Origin of the sequence: Falsiroseomonas sp., assembly GCF_030695085.1 — a bacterium.
GTDB lineage: Bacteria > Pseudomonadota > Alphaproteobacteria > Acetobacterales > Acetobacteraceae > Falsiroseomonas.
Window position 1 is genome coordinate 53,439 of record NZ_JAUYTS010000047.1, and the last position, 21,793, is coordinate 75,231.

General features: G+C 70.3%; 20 protein-coding genes. 13 read left to right on the forward strand and 7 right to left on the reverse strand.

The window, feature by feature from the left end; all coding sequences use genetic code 11:
- The first annotated feature begins 34 nt into the window (after positions 1–34).
- Together aspS and Q8S40_RS05565 are read left to right on the forward strand one after the other, a co-directional pair.
- On the forward strand, positions 35–1,852 hold the full coding sequence (gene aspS / locus Q8S40_RS05560; protein ID WP_305669602.1) for an aspartate--tRNA ligase: 1,818 nt from the start codon (positions 35–37) through the stop codon (positions 1,850–1,852).
- A 48-nt stretch (positions 1,853–1,900) separates the two neighbouring features.
- Positions 1,901–2,749, forward strand: a complete 849-nt coding sequence (locus Q8S40_RS05565) for an EipB family protein (RefSeq protein ID WP_305669603.1) — start codon at positions 1,901–1,903, stop codon at positions 2,747–2,749.
- A 143-nt stretch (positions 2,750–2,892) separates the two neighbouring features.
- Here the strand turns inward: Q8S40_RS05565 and Q8S40_RS05570 are convergent, their stop codons facing one another.
- From Q8S40_RS05570 to Q8S40_RS05580, 3 genes are read right to left on the reverse strand one after another with little or no spacing between them, the layout of a single operon-like run.
- A complete protein-coding gene (locus Q8S40_RS05570) occupies positions 2,893–3,894 on the reverse strand; it encodes an asparaginase (RefSeq protein ID WP_305669604.1) in 1,002 nt (333 codons plus the stop codon).
- 24 nt (positions 3,895–3,918) lie between these two features.
- Positions 3,919–4,341, reverse strand: a complete 423-nt coding sequence (locus Q8S40_RS05575) for a hotdog fold thioesterase (RefSeq protein ID WP_304809153.1) — start codon at positions 4,339–4,341, stop codon at positions 3,919–3,921.
- Between the two features lie 29 nt (positions 4,342–4,370).
- On the reverse strand, positions 4,371–5,783 hold the full coding sequence (locus tag Q8S40_RS05580) for an MATE family efflux transporter (protein WP_305669605.1): 1,413 nt from the start codon (positions 5,781–5,783) through the stop codon (positions 4,371–4,373).
- A gap of 149 nt (positions 5,784–5,932) precedes the next feature.
- Between Q8S40_RS05580 and Q8S40_RS05585 the strand changes: the two genes are divergently transcribed.
- Positions 5,933–6,976, forward strand: a complete 1,044-nt coding sequence (locus Q8S40_RS05585) for an alpha/beta hydrolase (RefSeq protein ID WP_304809147.1) — start codon at positions 5,933–5,935, stop codon at positions 6,974–6,976.
- Between the two features lie 7 nt (positions 6,977–6,983).
- On the opposite strand, the gene Q8S40_RS05590 is transcribed toward Q8S40_RS05585, so the two are convergent.
- Complete coding sequence (locus Q8S40_RS05590) at positions 6,984–7,721, reverse strand: response regulator (protein ID WP_305669606.1); 738 nt, start codon at positions 7,719–7,721, stop codon at positions 6,984–6,986.
- A gap of 334 nt (positions 7,722–8,055) precedes the next feature.
- Here Q8S40_RS05590 and Q8S40_RS05595 point away from each other — a divergent pair, with 334 nt between their 5' ends.
- The 5 genes from Q8S40_RS05595 (at position 8,056) to Q8S40_RS05615 (ending at position 12,151) form a co-directional block, all read left to right on the forward strand.
- Positions 8,056–9,846: an IlvD/Edd family dehydratase gene (locus Q8S40_RS05595; RefSeq protein WP_304809142.1), complete on the forward strand. Its 1,791-nt coding sequence runs from the start codon at positions 8,056–8,058 to the stop codon at positions 9,844–9,846.
- A 67-nt stretch (positions 9,847–9,913) separates the two neighbouring features.
- Positions 9,914–10,663: an SDR family oxidoreductase gene (locus tag Q8S40_RS05600; protein ID WP_304809139.1), complete on the forward strand. Its 750-nt coding sequence runs from the start codon at positions 9,914–9,916 to the stop codon at positions 10,661–10,663.
- Between the two features lie 108 nt (positions 10,664–10,771).
- Positions 10,772–11,617 carry a fumarylacetoacetate hydrolase family protein gene (locus tag Q8S40_RS05605; RefSeq protein WP_304809136.1) on the forward strand — a complete coding sequence of 282 codons (846 nt, stop codon included), beginning with the start codon at positions 10,772–10,774 and terminating at the stop codon, positions 11,615–11,617.
- A 24-nt stretch (positions 11,618–11,641) separates the two neighbouring features.
- Complete coding sequence (locus tag Q8S40_RS05610; protein WP_304809135.1) at positions 11,642–11,833, forward strand: hypothetical protein; 192 nt, start codon at positions 11,642–11,644, stop codon at positions 11,831–11,833.
- A 12-nt stretch (positions 11,834–11,845) separates the two neighbouring features.
- Positions 11,846–12,151 (forward strand): YdhR family protein, encoded by a 306-nt coding sequence (locus tag Q8S40_RS05615; protein WP_304809132.1) that lies wholly within the window; start codon positions 11,846–11,848, stop codon positions 12,149–12,151.
- Positions 12,152–12,208: 57 nt separating this feature from the next.
- Here the strand turns inward: Q8S40_RS05615 and Q8S40_RS05620 are convergent, their stop codons facing one another.
- The 3 genes from Q8S40_RS05620 to Q8S40_RS05630 form a co-directional block, all read right to left on the reverse strand.
- Positions 12,209–13,744, reverse strand: a complete 1,536-nt coding sequence (locus Q8S40_RS05620) for a UxaA family hydrolase (RefSeq protein ID WP_304809130.1) — start codon at positions 13,742–13,744, stop codon at positions 12,209–12,211.
- A 26-nt stretch (positions 13,745–13,770) separates the two neighbouring features.
- Positions 13,771–17,250: a YhaN family protein gene (locus tag Q8S40_RS05625; protein WP_305669607.1), complete on the reverse strand. Its 3,480-nt coding sequence runs from the start codon at positions 17,248–17,250 to the stop codon at positions 13,771–13,773.
- A gap of 157 nt (positions 17,251–17,407) precedes the next feature.
- A complete protein-coding gene (locus tag Q8S40_RS05630; RefSeq protein WP_305669608.1) occupies positions 17,408–18,619 on the reverse strand; it encodes a DNA repair exonuclease in 1,212 nt (403 codons plus the stop codon).
- A gap of 74 nt (positions 18,620–18,693) precedes the next feature.
- Between Q8S40_RS05630 and Q8S40_RS05635 the strand changes: the two genes are divergently transcribed.
- From Q8S40_RS05635 to Q8S40_RS05655, 5 genes are all read left to right on the forward strand, one after another.
- Positions 18,694–19,443 carry an MBL fold metallo-hydrolase gene (locus Q8S40_RS05635; RefSeq protein WP_305669609.1) on the forward strand — a complete coding sequence of 250 codons (750 nt, stop codon included), beginning with the start codon at positions 18,694–18,696 and terminating at the stop codon, positions 19,441–19,443.
- Positions 19,440–20,090, forward strand: coding sequence for a phosphohydrolase (locus Q8S40_RS05640; RefSeq protein ID WP_305669610.1), 651 nt, complete (start codon positions 19,440–19,442; stop codon positions 20,088–20,090). Before Q8S40_RS05635 ends, Q8S40_RS05640 begins: the two co-directional genes overlap by 4 nt.
- Positions 20,087–20,347 (forward strand): DUF3297 family protein, encoded by a 261-nt coding sequence (locus Q8S40_RS05645; RefSeq protein WP_304809120.1) that lies wholly within the window; start codon positions 20,087–20,089, stop codon positions 20,345–20,347. The genes Q8S40_RS05640 and Q8S40_RS05645 overlap by 4 nt, the downstream gene beginning before the upstream one ends.
- 52 nt (positions 20,348–20,399) lie before the next feature.
- Complete coding sequence (locus tag Q8S40_RS05650; RefSeq protein ID WP_304809118.1) at positions 20,400–20,885, forward strand: YcgN family cysteine cluster protein; 486 nt, start codon at positions 20,400–20,402, stop codon at positions 20,883–20,885.
- Between the two features lie 28 nt (positions 20,886–20,913).
- Positions 20,914–21,793: dihydrodipicolinate synthase family protein (locus Q8S40_RS05655; protein ID WP_305669611.1), on the forward strand; the 880-nt coding region annotated here is incomplete at its 3' end.

The following is a 21,793-nucleotide window of genomic DNA, read 5'->3' on the forward strand; positions in this document are numbered from 1 at the left end:
CGCCTCAGCACATCACCGCCAGGCCAATACCCCCATGCACGCCTACCGCACCCACCATTGCGGCGCGCTCCGCGCCGCGGATTCCGGCAAGACCGTTCGCCTCTCGGGTTGGGTTCACCGCAAGCGCGACCATGGCGGGCTGCTGTTCGTCGATCTGCGCGACCATCACGGCCTGACCCAATGCGTGGTCGCCCAGGGCAGCGAGGGTTTTGCCACGCTCGACGGCGCCCGGCCGGAATCCGTGGTGACCGTGACCGGGGAGGTGGTGCCGCGTGAGGGTGCGACCATCAACGCCAAGCTGCCGACCGGCGAGATCGAGCTGCGCGTGCGCGACGTGACAGTGCAATCCGCCGCAGAAATCCTTCCGATTCAAGTAGCTGGCGAGCAGGAGTTCCCTGAGGACCTGCGCCTGCGCTACCGCTTCATCGACCTGCGCCGCGAACGCCAGCACCGCAACCTGATGCTGCGCAGCGCCGTCATCGCCAGCATCCGGCGCCGCATGATCGACCAGGGATTCACCGAATTCCAGACCCCGATCCTGACAGCGAGCAGCCCCGAGGGGGCGCGGGACTTCCTGGTGCCGGCGCGCAACCATCCGGGCAAGTTCTACGCGCTGCCCCAGGCGCCGCAGCAGTTCAAGCAGTTGGCGATGGTGGCCGGTTTCGACCGTTACTTCCAGATCGCCCCCTGCTTCCGGGACGAAGCCTCCCGCGCCGACCGGTCCCCGGGCGAATTCTACCAGCTCGACTTCGAGATGAGTTTTGTTACTCAGGAAGACGTCTTTGCAGCGATCGAGCCGGTTCTTTCGGGCGTTTTCGAGGAGTTCTCGGATTTCTCCGGTACCAAGCGGTCCGTGACGCCCGCGCCCTTCCCGCGCATCCCCTTCGACCAGGCAATGCTGGAATTCGGCTCGGACAAGCCCGACCTGCGCAACCCGATCCGCATCGCCGATGTGACCGAGCATTTTGCCGGCGGCGGCTTTGGCCTGTTCGCGCGGGCGATCGAGAAGGGCGCGGTGGTCCGCGCCATCCCGGCCCCGGGCGCGGCGGGCAACCCACGCAGCTTCTTCGACAAGATGAATGAATGGGCCCGCGAGCAGGGCGCCGGCGGACTCGGCTACATCACCTTTGCCAACGGGGAAGCCGGCGGCCCGATCGCCAAGAACCTGCAGCCGGAACGCGTCGCCGCCATCAAGGCCGCCTGCGGCCTGGCGGATGGCGATGCGGTGTTCTTCGCGGCCGACAAGGTGGATGTCGCCGCCAAACTGGCAGGCCAGGCCCGCACCCGGCTGGGCAATGAACTCGGCCTGATCGAAAAGGATTCCTACCGGTTCTGCTGGGTCACCGATTTTCCCATGTACGAATTGAACGAAGAAACCGGCAAGGTGGACTTCAGCCACAACCCCTTCAGCATGCCCCAGGGCGAGCTGGAGGCGCTGAACACCATGGACCCGCTGAAGATCAAGGCCTATCAGTACGATATCGTCTGCAACGGCATCGAGCTTTCGTCTGGCGCCATCCGCAATCACCGCCCCGACATCATGATCCGCGCCTTCGAGATCGCCGGCTATACTGCCCAGACGGTCGAGGATCGCTTCGGCGGCATGCTGAATGCTTTCCGCTACGGCGCCCCGCCGCATGGTGGCTCTGCCCCGGGCATCGACCGCATTGTGATGCTGTTGGCCGATGAGCCGAATATTCGCGAAGTCATTCTGTTCCCGATGAATCAACAGGCGGAAGACTTGATGATGGGCGCGCCGGCGCCGGTGGATGCGGCGCGGTTGAAGGAGCTTTCCATCAAGCTCGACCTGCCGCCGCCGAAGGGTGGTGCGGCGGCGCCCAAGGCTTCCTAGATGCACCGCAGCACGCTTCGAGGAAACACCATGCCGTCCACCCGCCGAATGAGCCTCCTCGCCGCGTTCTGCTGCCTTGCCGTGCCCGCCCTGGCCCAGCCGCAGCCGGTCACCACCGGCCCGCGCGCGCCGGGCGTGACGACGGAGGCGCTGGCGGCCGGCGTCGCCCGCATGGCGCCGCATCGCGCCGCCTACCGGCTGGACCTGGGCGAGGGTCGGAATTCCGGCATCGCCGGGGTGCGCGGCGCCATGGTGTTCGACGTGGCCGATGCCTGCGAGGGCTGGGCGACGCGCCAGCGCATGACCATGACGGTGGTCGATCGCGATGGGCGGGAGATCGAGACCGTCTCCGACTACGCGACCTATGAGGCGAAGGACAATTCCAGCCTGCGCTTCTCGCTGACCCAGACGACCGAAGGCGCCGTCAGCCAGCGTGTCTCCGGTGAGGCCGAGCTGCGCCCCGATGGCAGCGGCACGGTACGCTTCAGCGAACCGGCGGGGCTGGAGGAAACGCTGCCCCCCGGCACGCTGCTGCCGATGCGCCATACGGTGCTGGCGGTGGAAGCCGGCCGCGCCGGCCAGCGGCTGTTCGCCGCGCCGCTGTTCGACGGCACGACGAATGAGGGTGCGCAGGACACCACCACCATCATCCCGAGCTGGGTGCCCGCCTCCGGCGAGCCGCGCTTCCCGCTGCTGGCGAACCAGGCCTCCGGCCATATGCGGATCGCGTTCTTCGAGCGCGGTGCCAGCGGTGGTGGCGGCGCCTCGCAGCCCGAATACGAGGTCGGGCTGCGCTATTTCGAGAATGGCATCGCCGATGAACTGGTGATGGATTTTGGCGAATTCTCCGTCACCGGCCAGGCGCTGGAGATGACCCCGCTGCCGGGCGGGTGCTGAGCCGGACCAGGTCTGACTGATCGCGACCGGCACCCGCCAGGGGCAGCCGAGCGGCCTGATGGGCGCCGCGCCTGCGGTAGGACGGAGGCGCGCCTGCGGCACGACAGAGCCGCGGATCGGTTGCGATCCGCGGGGTTTGCTGATCAGGCCGTCTCGAACAGCCGGGCGATCGCCGCGGGGTCCTTGCCGCGGGTCAGCGCCAGCATCAGCAGGATGCGCGCCTTCTGCGGGTTGAGGTTGTCGGCATTGAGAAAGCCTTCCTCGCCATAGCGCCTGGTCGGAAAGGTCCGCCCCGATCCAGCGCGGGAGGACAGCACCACGGTGCAGCCCTTCGCAATCGCCTCCACCATGGCGCTGCGCTCGGCGGGTGTCAGGAAGCCAGGTGCCAGCGCCGCGGCAACCATGCCGGTGGCGCCGGCGGCCAGGAAGGCATGCACCGCCACGCCATCGCCACCCGCCACGGAATACAGCACATCGACCCGCGGCGGCTGCTCGATGCCCAGGATATCGAAGCGCGCCGCCACCGGCAGCACCCGGGTCGGGCGGCGCCAGAAGCTGTTGCGGTCGGCATCCACATGGCCCAGCGCACCAAGATCCGGGCTGCGGAAGGTCTGCATCCGGCCGGTGGAGGTCTTCGTCACCTCCCGCGCCGCATGGATCTCGTCATTCAGCACCACCAGCACGCCGAGGCCACGCGCCTGCGGGTCTGCCGCCACGCGCACCGCGCCGACCAGGTTCATCGGCCCGTCGGAGGACAGGCCGGTGAAGGGCCGCTGCGCGCCGGTGACCACCACCGGCAGTTCGGTCGGCAGGGTGAGCGAGAGGAGATAGGCGGTTTCCTCGAGCGTCGCCGTGCCATGCGTGATGACGACGCCGGCCAGGTCCGGATGCGCCGCCTCCAGCTCGATGATCTTGGCGACCAGCGCGCGCCAGTCGGACCAGCCGACCGCGGTGGAGGGGATGGCGGCGAAGGGCACGGCAAACACATCCGCCACCCGCGCCAGCTCCGGCACACCAGCCACCAGCGCCGCCGCATCCAGGATCGGCCGGCCGGAGGAGGCATAGTCCTGCACATCCAGCGGATGCAGGCCCTGGGAGGCGATGGTGCCGCCGGTGCCGATGATGGCGACTTTACGCTTGGTCATGGGGGCTGGTGTCTCCGGATCGGGTCAGGCGTCGACGACCGCGCAGGTGAGGCGGGAGACGCAGGCGAGCTTGCCATCGGCGCGGCGGATCTCGGTCTGCCACACATGCGTGCGCGCGCCGGTGTGCAGCGGGCGGCAGATCGCGGTCACCATCTCGCCGCGCTTCACCCCGGCCATGTGGTTGGCATTCACCTCGATCCCGACCGCGCGCTGGTGTTCGGGCAGGGTCAGGATGCAGGCCAGCGTGCCCAGCGTCTCGCTCAGCACCACGCTGGCGCCGCCATGCAGCAGGCCGAAGGGCTGGGCGTGGCGGGCATCCACCGGCATGGTCGCGTGCACCGCATCCGCCGCGATCTCGGTGATCGTGATGCCCAGCATCCCGGCCATGTTGTCCACCATCCGCGCATTGATCTGCGCCGGGGTCCAGTCGCGTTTCCACAGGGTCATCGAGGCATCCGTCTCAGGCCAGCGGCCAGTCATCCCAGCCGGCGGCGCAGCGTCAAGCCGCCGGAGGCGGAAAGCCGCATCCAGCGCGCCAGCATCATGCCCGCCACCAGGAACAGCCCGACGGACAGGCCGACCCAGAGCCCGATCGGCCCGACATCGAGCCACAGCGCCAGCACCAGGCCGAGCGGCAGGCCGATGATCCAGTAGCCCAGCCCGGCCAGCAGCATCGGCACCCGCGTATCCTTCAGGCCGCGCAGCGCGCCGGAGGCGACGGCCTGCACGCCATCGGATAGCTGGAAGAAGCCCGCCATCACCAGCATCGTGGCGGCCAGCGCCGCGGTCTCCGTCGCGCCGGGATTTCCGGGTGACAGGAACAGCCAGGCCAGCGGCGTGGCCAGCAGCACCAGCGTGGTGGCGGACGCCACCATGAAGCCGGCGCCGAGCGCGATGCCGATCCAGCCCGCCCGCGCCGCTTCCCGCGTCCGCCCGGCGCCGGTCATCAGCCCGACCCGCGCGGTGGCGGCCTGGCCGATGCCCATCGGCACCATGAAGGTGGCGGAGGCGATCTGCACCGCGATGGCATGTGCCGCCACCGCTACGGCGCCGAACCAGCCCATGGCGATGGCGGCGAAGGCGAAGACGGAAATCTCCAGCGCCATGGTGCCCGCGATCGGCAGGCCGATCTGCGCCACCTCGCGCAGCCGGGCGACATCCAGGCGCCACAGGCGGCCGAACAGGTGGTAGCGCCGCAGGTGGCGGTCATGCGCGATCACCACCGCCAGGCCCGCGAACATGAACAGGTTGCAGAGCGAGGAGGCGATGCCGGCGCCGACCACGCCAAGCGCCGGCACGCCCAGGCCGCCATGGATCAGCCAGTAGTTCAGCGGAATGTTCAGCGCGACGCCGATGAAGGACACCACCAGGGCGGAAAGCGGCCGCTGCTCGGCCGAGAGGAAGCCGCGCAGCACGACGAAGCCGCAGAATAGCGGCATGCCCCACATCAGCGCGCCGACATACTGCCCGGCCAGCGCCGCCAGCACGGGGTCCTGCCCCAGCGCGCGCAGCAGCCATTCCGTGTGCCACAGCGCCAGCCAGACCGGGACGGTGGCCGCCGCGCAGGCCCAGAAGGCGGCCCGCACATCTCGCCGCATGCCGCGAAGATGGCCCCGTCCGCGGCCGCGGGTCTGCGCGCACATCGGCCCTGCTGCCAAGGCCAGGCCGAAGGCGGGCGACAGCATCGCGAAGAACAGATTGCCGCCAAGGGTCGCGGCGGCGAGCGCCTCCGTCGCCACGCGGCCGAGGAACACCGCATCGGTCAGGGACAGCGCGAATTGCGAGAGGTTGGTCAGCACCAGGGGCCAGGCCAGCGCCAGGGTGGCGCGGATTTCCGGCCCCCAGGCGCCGAGGCGCCCGGGGCTGCGAGTCTGTGTTGCATGTGACATGGCGGCGGGGTGGTAGCCCGGATCGTCGCCGCCGTCCCATGACCTTCCCGTTTGGTGGCAGCCGCGGCGTCTCGCCCGCACCGCATGCCGCTTGGGGGCGACCGCGGCGAAGGCTACACTGGGGGCCAATGACGTCCGGAGCCTGCTTCATGAAGCGACGCCTCATCCTCGCCGCGCCTGCCCTGGTGGCGGCAGCCGCCGCCCTGCCGGTGGCGGCCCGCGCCCAGGCCGCGCCTCAGGTGCTGACCGAGGAGTTCATGGTGCCGAGCGGCGAGGGCATCGAGGTGTTCCTCCGCAACAAGCGCCAGGAAGGCGTCACCACCGGCGCCTCCCGCACCCTGCTGATGGTGCATGGCGCCGGATTCGGGGCGAGCAGCAGCTTCGACCTGCCCTTCGGCGGCCTGTCCTGGATGGACTACATCGCCGGACGCGGCTTCGATGTCTGGACGCTGGATATTTCCGGGTTTGGCCGCTCCACGCGCCCGCCCGCCATGTCCCAGCCGGCTGACCAGAACCCGCCGGTGACGCGCGGTGAACAGGCGCTGGTGGACCTGTCGGCGGCGGTCGCCTTCATTCGCCAGCACCGGTCGCTGGAAAAGCTGGTGCTGCTCGGCCATAGCTGGGGCACCAAGCTGGTCGGCCGCTTCGCCGCGGACCAGGCCGCCCAGGTGGAACGCCTGGTGCTGTTCGCGCCGCCCTGGCTGCGCGACGGGCCGAGCCGGACCGACCCCGGCGGCGGGCCGCTGGGCGCCTGGCGGCCGCTGACGCAGCGCGCGCTCCGCGAAGGCATCCTGGCGCAGGCCCCGGAAGCGCAGCGCGCCGGGCTGATCCCGCCGGGCTGGTTCGAGCATTTCGCCGGTGTCACCTGGGCGCTGGACCCGGATGGCATCCGCGCCAATCCCTCCGTCCTTCGCGTGCCGAACGGGCCGGTGGCGGATGGGCGCGAATTCTGGAATGCCGGGAAGCCCTGGTGGGAACCGGCCAAGGTCACCGCGCCCACGCTGATCGTCGTCGGCGAATGGGACCGAACCACGCCGCCGGCGCTGGGCCTCGCCGTGTTCGGCGAACTCAGCCAGTCGCCGGGCAAGCGGATGGTGGTGCTGGCGGAGGGCACCCACAACATGTGGATGGAGCGCAATCGCGGCGCGCTGTTCCAGGCGGTGCAGGGTTTCGTGGAGGAAGCGGCGGCCTGACGGGGTCCTACCCGGCGGCGGGGTCGAAGACGTAGCCGGCGCCGCGGATGGTGCGGATGATTTCGGGACGGCCCGGCACCGCCTCCAGCTTGCGGCGGATGCGGGCGATACGGACATCGATGGAGCGGTCGAGATGCGCGTCGCCGCGCGGATGCGCCAGTTCCAGCAGCGCGTCGCGCGTCAGGACACGGCCAGGGCGCTCGGCGAAGGCCCGCAGCAGGGCGAATTCGGAGGGGCCGAGCGGAATCTCCTGCCCCGCGGCCCCGGTCAGCCGCCGCGCCTCCAGGTCCAGCCAGGCGCGGCCCATGCGGATGCGGCGGCTTGCCGGGGGCTCGGGTTGCGGCGACCGGGCGGGGAGGGGGGCGTCCAGCCGCGCCCGCCGCCGGCGCAGCACGGCGCGTAGCCGGGCCAGCAGTTCCCGCAGTTCCACCGGCTTGGCGATGTAGTCATCGGCGCCGACCTCCAGCCCCACCACCCGGTCCAGCACGCCACCGGCGGCGGACAGGATGACGATGCCGATGTCGGATTGGGCGCGCAGCGCGCGGGCGATGGACAGGCCATCCTCGCCCGGCATGGCGATATCCAGCACCACCAGATCGGCGCTGCGTTCCGCCAGCAGCTCGCGCAGCGTCGCGGCGCCCTCGGCGCAGCGCACGTCCAGGCCCCGATCGGCCAGGTATTCGGCCACCGAATCGCGCAGGCCGGCTTCGTCGTCGCAGATGATGATGGCGGGGGCATCCGCCATGCGGACGGCATCCTTTCAAGATGGGGCACGTGAGGGAGCGCCGGGTGCGCCTCAACGCAGCATGCTGGGACGCCGGGCGCAACAAAGTGGTGGCGGCCGTGAAATCACCGCGAAACGAAGGCGGGGCAGAAGGCGGCGACGTGACCGGGGAGGCGTCGCATGTCCTGCGCTGGGGAGGGGTTGGCAGAAGACTCGCTGTGGTTCCGGCTGTTCCGGCAATGGCTGGCGCCGGGATTGTCGCGGGCCTCGCACCCCGCCGCGACAGGGGGAGGTTGACGAAACCGCGGGGCGGCGCCTCACTCCCCCAAACGGCGGCAGCCGAGGGGGAAAGACCATGGACGACCACGACCAGACGAAGAAGCCCTTCAAGCTTCGCAGCCAGCGCTGGTTCGACGACCCCCAGGACCCGGGGATGACCTCCCTCTATATCGAGCGGCAGTTGAATTTCGGCATGACGCGGGCCGAGTTGCAGTCCGGCCGGCCGATGATCGGCATCGCCCAGACCGGCTCCGACATCTCCCCCTGCAACCGCCACCACATCGCGCTGGCGGAGCGGGTGAAGGCGGGCATCCGGGATGCCGGGGGCGTGCCGCTGGAATTTCCCGTGCACCCGATCCAGGAGACGCTGAAGCGCCCGACGGCGTCGCTCGACCGGAACCTGCAATACCTCTCGCTGGTCGAAATCCTGCACGGCTACCCGATCGACGGCGTCGTGCTGACCACCGGCTGCGACAAGACCACGCCGGCCATGCTGATGGGCGCGGCGACCATGAACATCCCTGCCGTTGCCCTGCCGGGCGGGCCGATGCTGGATGGCTGGTGGCATGGCCGCCTGGCCGGGTCCGGCACCATCGTCTGGGAGGCGCGCAAGAAGCTCGCCGCCGGTGAGATTGATTACGAGGGCTTCATCGAGATGGTGGCGGCCAGTTCCACCTCGGTCGGGCATTGCTCGACCATGGGGACGGCGCTGTCGATGAATTCCCTGGCGGAAGCGGTGGGCATGACGCTGACCGGCTCCGCCGCCATCCCCGGCCCGTACCGGCAGCGGGCGCAGATGGCCTACATGACGGGCGTGCGGGCGGTGGAGATGGTGAAGGCCAATCTCCGCCCCTCCGACGTCATGACGAAGAAGGCCTTCGAGAATGCGGTGATGGTGGCATCCGCCATAGGCGCATCGTCGAACTGCCCGGTGCATATGGTGGCGATCGCGCGCCATATGGGCGTGGAGCATGACCTGGCCGATTGGCAGCGCGTCGGCGCCGATGTGCCGCTGCTGGTGGACTGCCAGCCCGCGGGCCGCTTCCTCGGCGAGGCGTTCTATCGGGCCGGTGGCGTGCCGGCGGTGATGAAGGAATTGCTGGATGCCGGCATCCTGCATGGCGATGTGATGACCGTGACCGGCAAGACCGTCGCCGAGAATCTGGAAGGCCTCGGTGAGCCGGATCGCGAGGTGATCCGCAGCTTCGCCAAGCCGATGAAGGAACATGCCGGCTTCATCGTGCTGTCGGGCAACCTGTTCGACAGCGCGGTGATGAAGATCAGCGTCATCGACAAGGCCTTCCGCGAACGCTTCCTGACCACCAACCCGGATGTGTTCGAGGGCAAGGTCGCGGTGTTCGAGGGGCCGGAGGACTACCACGCCCGCATCGAGGACCCGTCGCTCGGCATTGATGAAACAACGGTGCTGGTGGTCCGCAACTGCGGCGCCGTGGGCTATCCGGGTGCGGCGGAGGTGGTGAACATGCAGCCGCCGGCGGCGCTGATCAAACGCGGCATCATGGCGCTGCCGACCATCGGTGACGGGCGCCAATCGGGCACCAGCGGCTCGCCTTCCATCCTCAATGTCACGCCGGAAGCGGTGGTGGGCGGCGGGCTCGCGCTGCTGAAGCATGGCGACCCGATCCGCATCGACCTGAAGGCGCGGCGCGTGGATGTGCTGATCCCGGCCGAGGAAATGGCGGCGCGGCGCGCGGCCTGGACCGCGCCGGTGCTGCTGCACAAGACGCCGTGGGAGGAGATCTACCGCAGCATGGTCGGCCAGCTCGGCACCGGCGGCTGCCTGGAGCCGGCGACGCTGTTCCTCAACATTTTGGAGACGCGCGGCGAAAGCCGGCACAACCATTGAGGCGGCCCGATGACCGAAGGGCCGCAGGGCCCGGAGGTCTGAATCGGTCCGCTCTGGAGCAAACATGATGGCAGGACGTTTGGCGGGGAAGCGTTGCCTGGTGACGGCGGCGGCGCAGGGCATTGGCCGCGCGACGGCGCTGGCCTTCGCAGCCGAGGGCGCGGAGGTGATCGCCACCGACAAGGATGTTTCGAAGCTGTCTGACCTGGCGGCGCCGGGCCTGACCACGCGCGGCCTCGACGTACTGGACCAGGCGGCGATCGAGTCCGCGGTGCGGGAGGCGGGGCAGATCGACATCCTGTTCAACTGCGCCGGCTTCGTGCACCAGAACACGGTGCTGACCGCGACCGATGCCGAATGGGATTTCGGCTTCGCGCTGAATGTGCGGTCGATGTGGAAGATGGTGCAGGCGGTGCTGCCGGGGATGCTGGAGCGCAAACGCGGCACCATCGTGAACATGTCCTCGGCCTGCTCCTCGATCAAAGGCGCGCCGAACCGCTTTCTGTACGGCACCACCAAGGCCGCGGTGATCGGCCTGACCAAATCGGTGGCCACGGAATACGTGACGCAGGGCATCCGCTGCAACGCGATCTGCCCGGGCACCGTGGATACGCCGAGCCTCGGGGAACGGATCAGCGCCAATGCCGCCGCCGCGGGCAGCGAGGAAGCGGCGCGTGCCGCCTTCGTGGCGCGCCAGGCGATGGGCCGGCTGGCGACGGCGGAGGAGATGGCGGCGCTCGCGGTCTATCTCGCCAGCGATGAAAGCGCCTTTGTCACCGGCCAGGCCATCGTCATCGATGGCGGCTGGACCCTGTAGAGCATTTTCAAGCCAGGCCGCTTTGCCTGGCGACTCGGAAAATGCGCCAAAGGCGGCGGGGCTCCCCGCCAGTTTCGCGACACCCCCAACACGGGTATAGGCACACGCATGAAACTCCTCCGCTACGGCCCTGCGGGCCAGGAAAAACCCGGCCTGCTGGACAGCTCCGGCACCATCCGTGACCTCTCGGGCGTGATCCCGGACCTCTCGGGGGTCGCGCTTTCGGCCGCCGGGCTGGCGCAGATCGCGGCGCTGGACCCCGCCAGCCTGCCGGCCGTCACCGGCACGCCGCGGCTCGGGCCCTGCGTCACCGGCATGAAGAACTTCGTCTGCATCGGCCTGAACTACGCCGACCATGCGGCGGAAACCGGCGCGGCCATCCCGAAGGAGCCGATCGTCTTCCTGAAGTCGCTCGGCGCCGTCTGCGGGCCGAATGACGACGTGATGATCCCGAAGGACTCGGTAAAGACCGATTGGGAGGTCGAGCTCGCCATCATCATCGGCAGCACCGCGAAATGCGTGCCGGAGGAAACGGCGATGGAGCATGTGGCGGGCTACGCCGTGTGCAACGACGTTTCCGAGCGCGAATGGCAGATCGAGCGCGGCGGCACCTGGGACAAGGGCAAGGGCTGCGACACCTTCGGCCCGCTCGGTCCCTGGCTGGTCACCAAGGATGAGGTGGCGGACCCGCAGGACCTGTCGATGACGCTGGATATCGACGGCGCGCGGATGCAGGACGGATCGACCCGCACCATGATCTTCGGCGTGCGACACCTGGTGTCCTACGTCTCCCACTTCATCACGCTGCATCCGGGCGACGTGATTTCCACCGGCACGCCGCCGGGTGTCGGCCTCGGCCAGAAGCCGCCGGTGTTCCTGAAGCCGGGCCAAACGATCCGCTTGTCGATTCAGGGACTGGGCGAACAGGTGCAGCGCACGGTAGCTTACGCCTGAGTTGAATGAGCGGGAGAGTTGTTCATGTCTGAGACGAGTGACACGGGCCGGTTCCAGGTTGTCGCCTGCCCAGTGGGCACCGGCATGTTCGTGGTTCTGGTGGACAGCACCAATGGCCGGTCCTGGAAGCTGAGCTTCGAGGCGAACAACGTCTCCGGCTGGCGGCCGCTGAAGTTCCTGGACCTGAACGCCCCGGCCGCCCCCCCTGTCCCCTGAGGCCCGGGCCGCATGACCGCCACGGTCCTGATCTTCGATTTTCCGAACAGCGCCTTCGGTCCCGACCGCACCGAGGCGCTGAAGCCGTTGGCGGAAGACATCGCCGGCCAGCCAGGCCTGCTTTGGAAGATCTGGACGGAGGAGCCGGCGGAAGGCCGCGCCGGCGGCGTCTATCTGTTCGCGACGCGTGAGGCGGCCGAGGCCTATCACGCGATGCATGCCGCCCGCCTGGCGGCGCGAGGTGTGACGGGGATCGAGGCGACCTATCGCGGGGTGAATGAAACGCTCAGCCGCCTGGACCGCGGTCCGGTCGGCTGAGCGCCTGAAGCCGGGCGCGGCACCGGGCCTCCAGGGGGATGGAGGCGACGCTTCCCCTTACATCGTCGCGCCGATCACCCAGGGGGCGAATTCGCTGCCGCCGAAATCGTAGCTCTCGCTTTTCGTCCGCTCGCCGCTGGCGACCCGCAGCATCAGCTCGAAGATCCGCTGGCCGGCCTGCTCGATGGTCTCCTCGCCGGTGACGATGGTGCCGCAATTCACATCCATGTCCTCCGACATGCGCTCATACATCAGCGTATTGGTGGCGAGCTTGATGGAGGGGGCGGGCTTCGCGCCGAACACGCTGCCGCGGCCGGTGGTGAAGCAGACCAGGTTGGCGCCGCCGGCGACCTGGCCGGTGGCGGCGACGGGATCGTAGCCGGGGGTGTCCATGAAGACGAAGCCCTTGGCCGTTACCGGTTCGGCGTAGCGATAGACCTCGACCAGATTGGTGGTGCCCGCCTTGGCCATGGCGCCGAGCGACTTTTCGAGAATCGTCGTCAGCCCGCCGGCCTTGTTGCCGGGCGAGGGATTGGCGTTCATCTCCGCCCCCTCCTTCGCCGTGTAATCCTCCCACCACCGCATCAAATCGACCAGCTTCTCGCCCACTTCGCGGGACACGGCGCGGCGGGTCAGCAGGTGTTCGGCGCCATAGGTCTCGGGGGTTTCGGACAGGATCACGGTGCCGCCGTGGCGGACGACCAGATCGGAAGCGTAGCCGAGCGCCGGGTTGGCGGTGATGCCGGAATAGCCGTCCGATCCGCCGCATTGCAGGGCGACCACCAGCTCGCTGGCCGGAATCGGCTCGCGCCGGGCGGCATTGGCCTCCGCCAGGACTTCGCGGACGAAGGCGATGCCGGCTTCCACGGTCTTCCGCGTGCCGCCCATCTCCTGGATGTCCATGCTGCGAAGGCGCCCGGCCAGGCGTTGTTCCTCCAGCAGCCCACCGAGCTGGTTCACCTCGCAGCCCAGGCCGATGGCGATGACGTGGCTGAAATTGGCGTGGCGCGCATAGCCCGCCAGGGTCCGGCGCAGCAGCCGCAGCGGCTCACCTTCGGTCATGCCGCAGCCGGTCTTGTGGGTCAGCGCCACCACGCCATCCACATTGGGGAAATCGGCCAGCGGGTCGGTGCCGGTGAAGGGATTGCGCTTGAAGGCATCGGCGACGAGGTCCGCGACATGGGCGGAGCAGTTCACCGAGGTGATGATGCCGATGTAGTTGCGCGTCGCCGCCCGGCCATCCGGCCGCCGGAAGCCCATGAAGCTGGCGGGCGTATTGGCATAGGCGGTGGCCTTCACCTCCCGGCTATAAGCGTAGTCCTTGCTGAAATCGCCCATGGCGCAGTTGTGGGTGTGCACCCAGTCACCCGGCGCGATGGTCTCCGTCGCGAAGCCGATGATCTGGCCGTAGCGGCGGATCTCCTCGCCTGCGGCGTGCGGGCGGATCGCCACCTTGTGGCCGGGCGGGATGCGCTTTGTGCCGACCGTGATGCCGGGCGCCACGGTGGTGCCGGGGGGCAGGGCGATGCGCGCGATCAGCACACCATCATCAGGGGCCAGGCGGAGCACCGGCGGCAGCGTGGTGGCGTCCATTCTCGTATTCCTCCGTTTGGCGGAGCTTACGCCGTACGGGCCTGTACTTGGAAGTCGGGGGCTTGGAAGCCGGGCATCTCCCGCACCACCGCGCCCTGTCGCGCGGCGAGTTCCGCCAGATGCGCGTGGTGGGTGAACAATATGGCCTGGGTGGTGGCGCCGAGGCGGGTCAGCAGGGCGAGCGCGGCGCTGGCGCGGGCATCGTCGAAGGTGGCCAGCAGGTCGTCGGCGATGAAGGGCAGCGGTTCGGCGGAAGCGGCCTGGGCTTCGACGGCGGCGACGCGCAGCGCCAGGAAAAGCTGGTCCCGCGTGCCTTCGCTCAGCGCATCGACCGGGCATTCGGTGCCGCTGTCGCGCACGGCGCGCAGCAGGGTGCGGCCGGCCTCATCCTCATCGGTCGCGAGGCGGGTGTAGCGGCCTTCGGTCAGCAGGGCGAAATGCGCGCTGGCCTGGCGCAGCAGCGGCCCCTGGCGTTCCTGGCGGATGCGCTCGATGCCGGATTGCAGCAGGGTCCGGGCGAGGTGCAGCCTTGCGTAGCGTTCCGCGGCCGCGCTGGCCTCCGCCAGGTGGTGGCGGGCCTGCTGCGCATGGGCCGCGGCATCCTGGCCACGCTGCATGGCGGCCAGCCTTGCCTCCGCATCCTGGCGCCGGGCGCCCAATGTGCCCTGGCGTTCCAGCAGCGCCGCCTGTTCGGCCGCGATGCGGTGCAGCCGGGCGGTGGCCTGGTCCGGGTCGGTGCCTTCGGCCTCGGCGCGCAGGGTGGCCTCGTCATGACCATCGCCCTGGGCGCGCAGCGCGGCCTCCGCCTGCGCGATCGCGGTGCGGAGTTCGGAACGGGCGGCGGCGCGGCGAATCGCCTCCTCCAGCGCCGGCAGGTCCGCGGCGCCGGCGGCTTGCCGGAGGGCGGCGAGGCGGTGCTCGGCCTCGGTGAGACGCGCGGCGGCGGCGGCGGCGGCCTGGCGGCGGTTCTGCAGGCGTTTCGCGAGCGCGGCGGACTCCTTCGCCGCCTCCCGCGCAGTGGCGAGGCGCCGTGTGAGCCGGGCGACCGAGGCGGGCGCCGAATCCTCGCCGGGCGGGATGCCGAGGCGATCCAGCACCTGCCGGGTTTCCTGCCCGAAGGCCTCGATGGCCTGGGTCATGTCGGCGACGCGCGCCGCATCGCTGCGCCAGGCCTTCGCGGCCTCCGCCACCCGGGTCCAGGCGCCGAGGGCGCGCTCCACCGCCTCGGCCGAGGCCTCCGCCGGCAGGCGCAGCGCTTCGGTCGCGGCGCGCCACTGCGGGACGAAATCGGCCAGTGCCGCGGCGGTGCGCGCCTCGGCGTGGCGCGCGGCTTCCACCTGTTCCGCGGCCTCGGCGGCGCGACGCGTCAGGTCGCGGTGCTGCTGCTGTGCGTCCTCCGCCTCGGCGAGCGCATCCTGGGCGCGGTCGAGCAGCGGGGCCAGCAGGGTCTCGGGGCCTGGCAGCACGGCGTGCAGGGCCGCCAACGCGGCGCCGCGGCGGGCCGCAAGCTCATCCCGCTTCCGCTGGGCGGCGGATTGCTGTTCCGCCAGGCGCAGCACCTCGGCGCGGCTGCGGCGCCACTCGGCCATGGTGGCGGCATCCTGGGCGACGAGGCCGGCTGGTTGCCACAGCGCCTGCCAGGCGGCCTCGGCCTCCGCCACGGCCGCATCGGCCCGCTGGCAGGCCGCGCGGGCCTGCGGCCCGCGGGTGTGGAGCAGGTCGAGGCGGGCGGATTTGGTCGTGTAGTCGCTGACGCGGGCGGCATCATCGGCGCGGGCATCGGCCAGGCGGTCGGCCTGGTCGCGCAGGGCCTCGAAGATGTCGGGAAGGGCCGGATCGGCGGTGTTGCCGGATGCGAGATGGTCGCGCAGAATCGCCCAGGCCGCGTCACGGCGCGCGCGCTCGGCGGCGATGAGCGCTGGCGTCGGCACCGTCTCGCCGCGAGCCAGGTTCTGCACCGCCTCCTCCAGCGCCCCGATCTCGGCGGCCAGCGCCACTTCAGCCGCGCGTTCCGATGCGGCCGCAGCGGCGGCCTCGGCCAGATGCTTCGCGGCGGCCTCGGTCGCCGGGGGCAGGGGCAGCGGCAGGGCAGCCAGCGCGGTGGCGTCGCCGGACCAGAGCGGCAGGGCGGAAAGCGCCGTGGCCACCTGCCGCGTGGCCTCCGCCAGCGCACGCTCCGCCGCCGCCAGTTCGCGATCCAGCTGCCCTTCGCCACGCGCGGCATCGATGGCGCGGCGCAGCGGGGCGGTGGCGGGTGGCGCGGTGCTGCCGGCGAGGCGGGCGGCCAGCGCATCCCGCTGGCGCCGCGCCTCGGCCAGCGTCGCCTCGGCGCTGCGCTGGGCGGTGGCGAGTTCCGTGTGGCGGCGGATCAGCGCCTGGGCAGCCTGGCGATCCGCCGCACGGGGCAGCGCCTCGCGCAGTTCCTCCGGCGTGGCGGAGCTGCCGAGCAGGGCGGCGGCTTCCTCCACCTCGGCGCGGAAGTCCTCCACCTTGCGCTGCACGCCGGGCAGGTCCCGCGCGGCTTCCAGCGCGCCGCTCTGGCGGGCGGCCAGCAGGTCGAGCTGGTCCTGCACTTCCAGAATCGCCGGGTCCTGCTGCAGGGCAGCGCTTTCGACCTCCAGCGCCCCCGCCTCCGCCGTTTCGCGCCGGTGATCCTCGGCGGCCAGGCGCTGGTCTTCCAGAAGCTGGCGCAGCGTCGCGCTGGCATCGGCGGGCAGGGCAGGCGCGTCGGCCACCGCCTCGGCGTCCGAGCGCAGCGCGTCGAGGCTGGCCAGCAAGGGCAGGATACGGCGGGCGCGGTGCAGCCGGGCGGCCTCCGCGGCCAGCTTGTCGCCCTGCGCGGTGGCGTCCTCGATCTCGGTGCAGAGCGCGTCGTAGGCCGCCTTGGTCTCCAGCCAGTCACGCGGGCGGATCGCGGCGTCCTCGGCGGCGCGGCGCTGCTCGGCCCAGGATTCGGCAGCGGCGGAAAGGGCGCGGCGGCCGCGGCCATCGCCGTGCAGGGCCTTGGCCTCCGCATCCAGCCGGTCCAGCGCGCGGCGCAGATGCGGCAGGCCCATGCCGGCCAGCAGGCTCTCGCCCGCCTCGCCACCGCTGGCGAGCAGGGACAGCGCGCCGTCGCGCAGCGTCGCGCCGTTCAGGCCGTAGGTGGTCTCGAACAGAGCCCTGCTCGCGCCGCCGAGCAGCCGCAGCAGCGACGCCTCCGGCACCGGGTTCTCCGCGGCATCGAGCAGCGTGTTCTTGTTGCCCTTGCGGCGCATGAAGGCGGTACAGCTGCCGTCGCGGCCCAGCACCTCGAAGCCCAGGCGCAGCGCGCTGGTCTCGTGCAGGAAAGCGTAGGGGCTGCGCGCCGGGAAGCCGAACAGCGCATCGCCGATGGCGGACAGGGTGGTGGACTTGCCGGCCTCGTTCGGGCCGAGCACCACCACCAGCGGCGCCGCTTCCGGGAAATCCAGCCGCGTATCGGTCAGGTGCCCGTAGCGCAGCAGGTCCAGCCGCAGCAGCCTCATGCCGACGGCCGCCTTCGGCGACTCGTCGGCATTTTTTGCAAGCCCTCAAGCGCCGGGCGCGGCCTCCGGCCGCTGGGCTCGCCGCAGAGGTGGCGGCGGCCGTTCGGCCGCTCACCCGCCACTGGCGGGTGCAGGTCGTGCCATTCGCGGGTTGGTGTCACGCCGGCTGTTCCGCGGTGATGGCAGCCGCCGCCAGCGCCCAGGCTTCCTCGCCCATGCGCGCCAGGCCTTCGGCATCCTGCGGCAGGTCGAGCGCATCGCGCGCCGGGGCGGGGACCTTGGCGCGCAGGGCGGCCATTTCGACCAGCAGGGCCGCGACGCGGGTGGGGTCGGCCAGGCCGGCCTCGAAGGCTGCACGCAGCGGGTCCAGCGCGCCGGCTTCCAGGCTTCGGCGCGGGCGGGTGCGCAGGCGCACGGCCTCCATGAACAGGGTGCCGCCGGCCTCGATCGCGGCGTTGCGGCATTCGGCGGCCAGGCGCTCGGCATCGGTGGCGAGGCCGGGCGTTGCCTCCCCGGTCAGCACCAGGCGGGCCAGCAGCGGGCGATCCTCGGCGGCGGCCAGCGCGGTGCCGACCGCATCGGCGATTCGGCGGGCCAGGGGTGCGTCCTCCGCCGCCTCCACCTCCAGCAGCGCCCAGCGCAGATTATCCACGGTGCGGTGTTCCACGGCGGCGATGCGGCCATCCTCCACCGTCACCAGGCTGCAGCCCTTGGCGCCGGTCTCCCGGATGTGGCGGCCCTGGATGTTGCCGGGGAAGACGATCCAGGGATGCTCGCCCAGCACCTGGCGCTGGTGGATATGGCCTAGCGCCCAGTAGTCGTAGCCCTTCAGCCGCAACAGGCCGGGGTCGCAGGGGGCATAGGTCTCATGCTCGCCCGGATCGTTGCCGGAGGTGTGCAGCACGCCGATGTTCAGCCAGCCGCGGCGTGGTTCGGCATACCCACCGGAGAGATCCTCCGGCACGGCGCGGTTCGGGAAGGAATGGCCGTGGATGGCGATGCCAAGCTCGCCCAGTTCATGCGTCTGGCAGGTCCGGGTGGAGAATTCGAAGACATTGGCCGGCAGCGCCAGGTCTTTGGTGATGACGGAGCGCGCATCATGGTTGCCGCGCAGCAGGAAGCAGGGGCGCGCCAGCCGCTTCATCTGTTCCGCGACGAACAGGCCGGTGGAGAAATCCTTCCAGTCGCCGTCATACAGGTCGCCGGCGATGATGACGAAGGCGACATCCTCCGCGATCGCCAGGTCGACCATGCTGGCGAAGGCGCGGCGGGTGCAGTGGCGCAGCAGCTCCGGCGGCAGGTCGGCGCGCGCCTGCAGGCCGGCCATGGGGCTGTCCAGGTGGATATCGGCGGCGTGCAGGAACTTCATGTCCCCCCAGAATCGGCCGGCTTGGCGCGCTCCGCAACCCCGCTACTGTGGTAGGGATGATCGAGGAATAGCTGATGTATACGCTGGACGTGCTGGTACAGGGCTATCCGGGCAAATCCGTCTGCCATGGCGCGCTGGGCTGGAGCACCATCGCCCTGCTGCGCGGCGAGGGAAGGACCGCGCTGGTGGATGTGGGGTCCTTCGGCGTGCGGCCCGAACTGGCCAGGCAACTCGCGGCGCGCGGTGTGACGCGGGAGGAGGTGACGGATATCCTGCTGACCCATGCCCATTGGGACCACAGCGTGAATGCGCCGCTGTTTCCGAACGCCACCGTCTGGATCGGTGCCGAGGAGATGGCCTGGGCCGAGGCCGAACCCTGGGATTTCAACGCACTGCCGGAGCTGCATGTGCGGGAGCTGGCGACCAGCCCGCGGACGCGGCGGATTGCGGCGGGGGATGAGCCGCTGCCGGGGGTGCATGCCATCGCGGCACCGGGCCACACCCCGGGCTGCCTGGTGTATTATCTGTCGGCCAATGACCCGCCGGTGATCTTCAGCGGCGATGCGGCGAAGAACCGGGCGGAGATGCTGTCCATGGCGGCCGACATGACGATGGATGCCCCGGCCTCCCAGTCCTCCATGGCGGGGATCTGGTCGCTGTGGCGGGCGGTGGCGGGCACGCTGCTGGTGCCGGGGCATGACCTGACGATGCGGCTGGATGCGGAAGGGCGCCCCGAATATTGCGGCCAGCGGCAGGCCGCGGTGCGGTCCTGGTTCAGCGAGGACCTCGCCGTGACCGCCGATTTCGACCTGACGGCACCTTGAACGACGCGCGCGCCTGGGTCCGCCTGCCCTCCGGCCGCAGGCTCGACCTGCTGGCGCCGACACCGTTCGACTGGACGGATGAGGATTTGGCCACCGGCCTGGCGCGGACTTTTCGCTGGGGTGGGCACTCCATCTGGCCGGGCGCGCCGCTTTCCGTGGCGCAACATTCGCTGGCGGTGCTGGCGCTGCGGCTGCGGGCCAGCCCGGCACCCGGGCGGGCGGGCGCGTTGCGCGAATTGCTGCATGATGCGGAGGAGGGGCTGACCAATTTCGACTGCATCTCGCCGCTGAAGCCCTTCCTCGGCCCGGGTTTCCTGGCCTTGCAGGACAGGCTCCAGGCCGTCGTGGCGCAGCGCTATGCCCTGCCGCCCTGGGACCCGGCGGAGAAGAAGCTGCACAAGAAGCTGGATGTGGCGATGGCGGCGGCGGAGGCTGTGCATGTCGCCGGCTGGTCGCGCGCCGAGGTGCGCGCCACGCTCGGCATTCGCGCCGCGGTGATGGAGGAGGACCCGCTGGTGGCCGAACATGGCGGCACGCCCTGGCAGCCCTGGCCACCGGAACGGGCCGCCGCGCGCTTCCTGGCGGCGCTGCGCCGGTTGCAGGAACCCTTGGCATCGCGGCCCGCGGAGACTACCACCCCCGCATGAGCGAAGACGCACCCGAGACCCTGCCCGACCGCCTGTCCGTCGACCCGCGCAGCCCCCACTACCAGGAGGCGCTGCTGGCCCGCGGCATCGGCATCCGCTTCAACGGCACCGAGAAGACCAATGTCGAGGAATATTGCGTCAGCGAAGGCTGGGTGCGGGTTTCGGTCGGCAAGGCGGTGGACCGCAAGGGGCAGCCGCTGACGCTGAAGCTGAAGGGCACGGTCGAGCCCTATTTCCGCGACACAGCCGAGGGCTGATATGCGGAAGGCGGCGTTTCCAGCCGCTGCCGCAGGGGGTAGCGTGCCAGCCATGGCAGGCCCCGAACCTTTTTGGCGGACCAAGACGCTCGGCGCGATGACGCGGCCGGAATGGGAAAGCCTGTGCGATGGCTGCGGCCGCTGCTGCCTGCACAAGCTGCGGGATGCGGAGACCGAGGAACTGGTCTGGACCAGCGTCGCCTGCCGGCTGCTGGATGGGCACAGCTGCCAGTGCAAGGACTATGCGAACCGCAAGGCGCGGGTGCCGGATTGCGTCAAGCTGACTCCGGCCAAGGTCGCCGGAATCGACTGGCTGCCACCGACCTGTGCCTATCGCCTGCTGGCCGAGGGGCGCGACCTGCCCTGGTGGCATCCGCTGGTCTCCGGCGACCCGGAGACGGTGCACAGCGCCGGCGTCTCCGTCCGCGGCCGCAGCGTTGCGGAACGGGATGCCGGCGCGCTGGAGGAGAATGCCGTGGACTGGCCGGGCCGCTGGCCCGCGGCGGCACGGCCGATACCCCGCCGGAGGCGGGCCTGAAGATCACCTACGGGAAGGATTTTAAGCCATGAAAGACGCGCTTTTCGGCGGTATCAACGCGGCGGCCCTGACGGCCATGACGGCGGATTACACGCCGGACCTGGATCGCTACGCCGCGCATTGCAACTGGCTGCTGGCGAATGGCTGCAACGGCCTCGGCATCCTCGGCACCACGGGTGAGGCGAACAGCTTCGGCTTCACGGAGCGCAAGGAAATCCTGGAGGGCATCATCGCGCGCGGCGTGCCGGCCACGAAGCTGATGCCGGGTACCGGCTGCGCGTCGCTCGCCGATACGGTCGAGCTGACGAAGCATGCGAAGGCGCAGGGCTGCCGCGGCGTGCTGGTGCTGCCGCCCTTCTACTACAAGAACCCCTCCGATGACGGGCTGTTCGCGTATTTCTCCGAAGTGGTGAACCGCGTCGGCGGCGGCATCGCCATCTACCTGTATCATTTCCCACAGCAATCCGCGGTGCCCTTCAGCCTCGACCTGATCGGCCGGCTGCTGAAGGCCTTTCCGGGTCAGATCAAGGGCGTGAAGGACAGCTCGGGCGACTACGCCAACATGAAGGCGATGATCGACAATTTTGCGAGCGACGGCTTCGAGGTTTATTCGGGGTCCGATGAATACGTGCAGAAGATCCTGGCCGAGGGCGGCGCGGGCTGCATCACCGCCGCCGGCAACGTCAACGCCCGCTTCGGCGCACTGGTCTACAAGCACCGCACCGGGCCGGAAGCCGATGCCGCGCAGGCGGTGCTGAACGCGACCCGCAAGGCCGCCACCGCCTCCCCGCTGATCCCCGGCCTGCGCGAGATCATTGCCCGCGCCACCGGTGACAGCGCCTGGCGCAACATTCGCCCGCCGCACCTGCCGCTGTCCGCCGAGGCGGGGCAGAAGGCGTGGGACAATA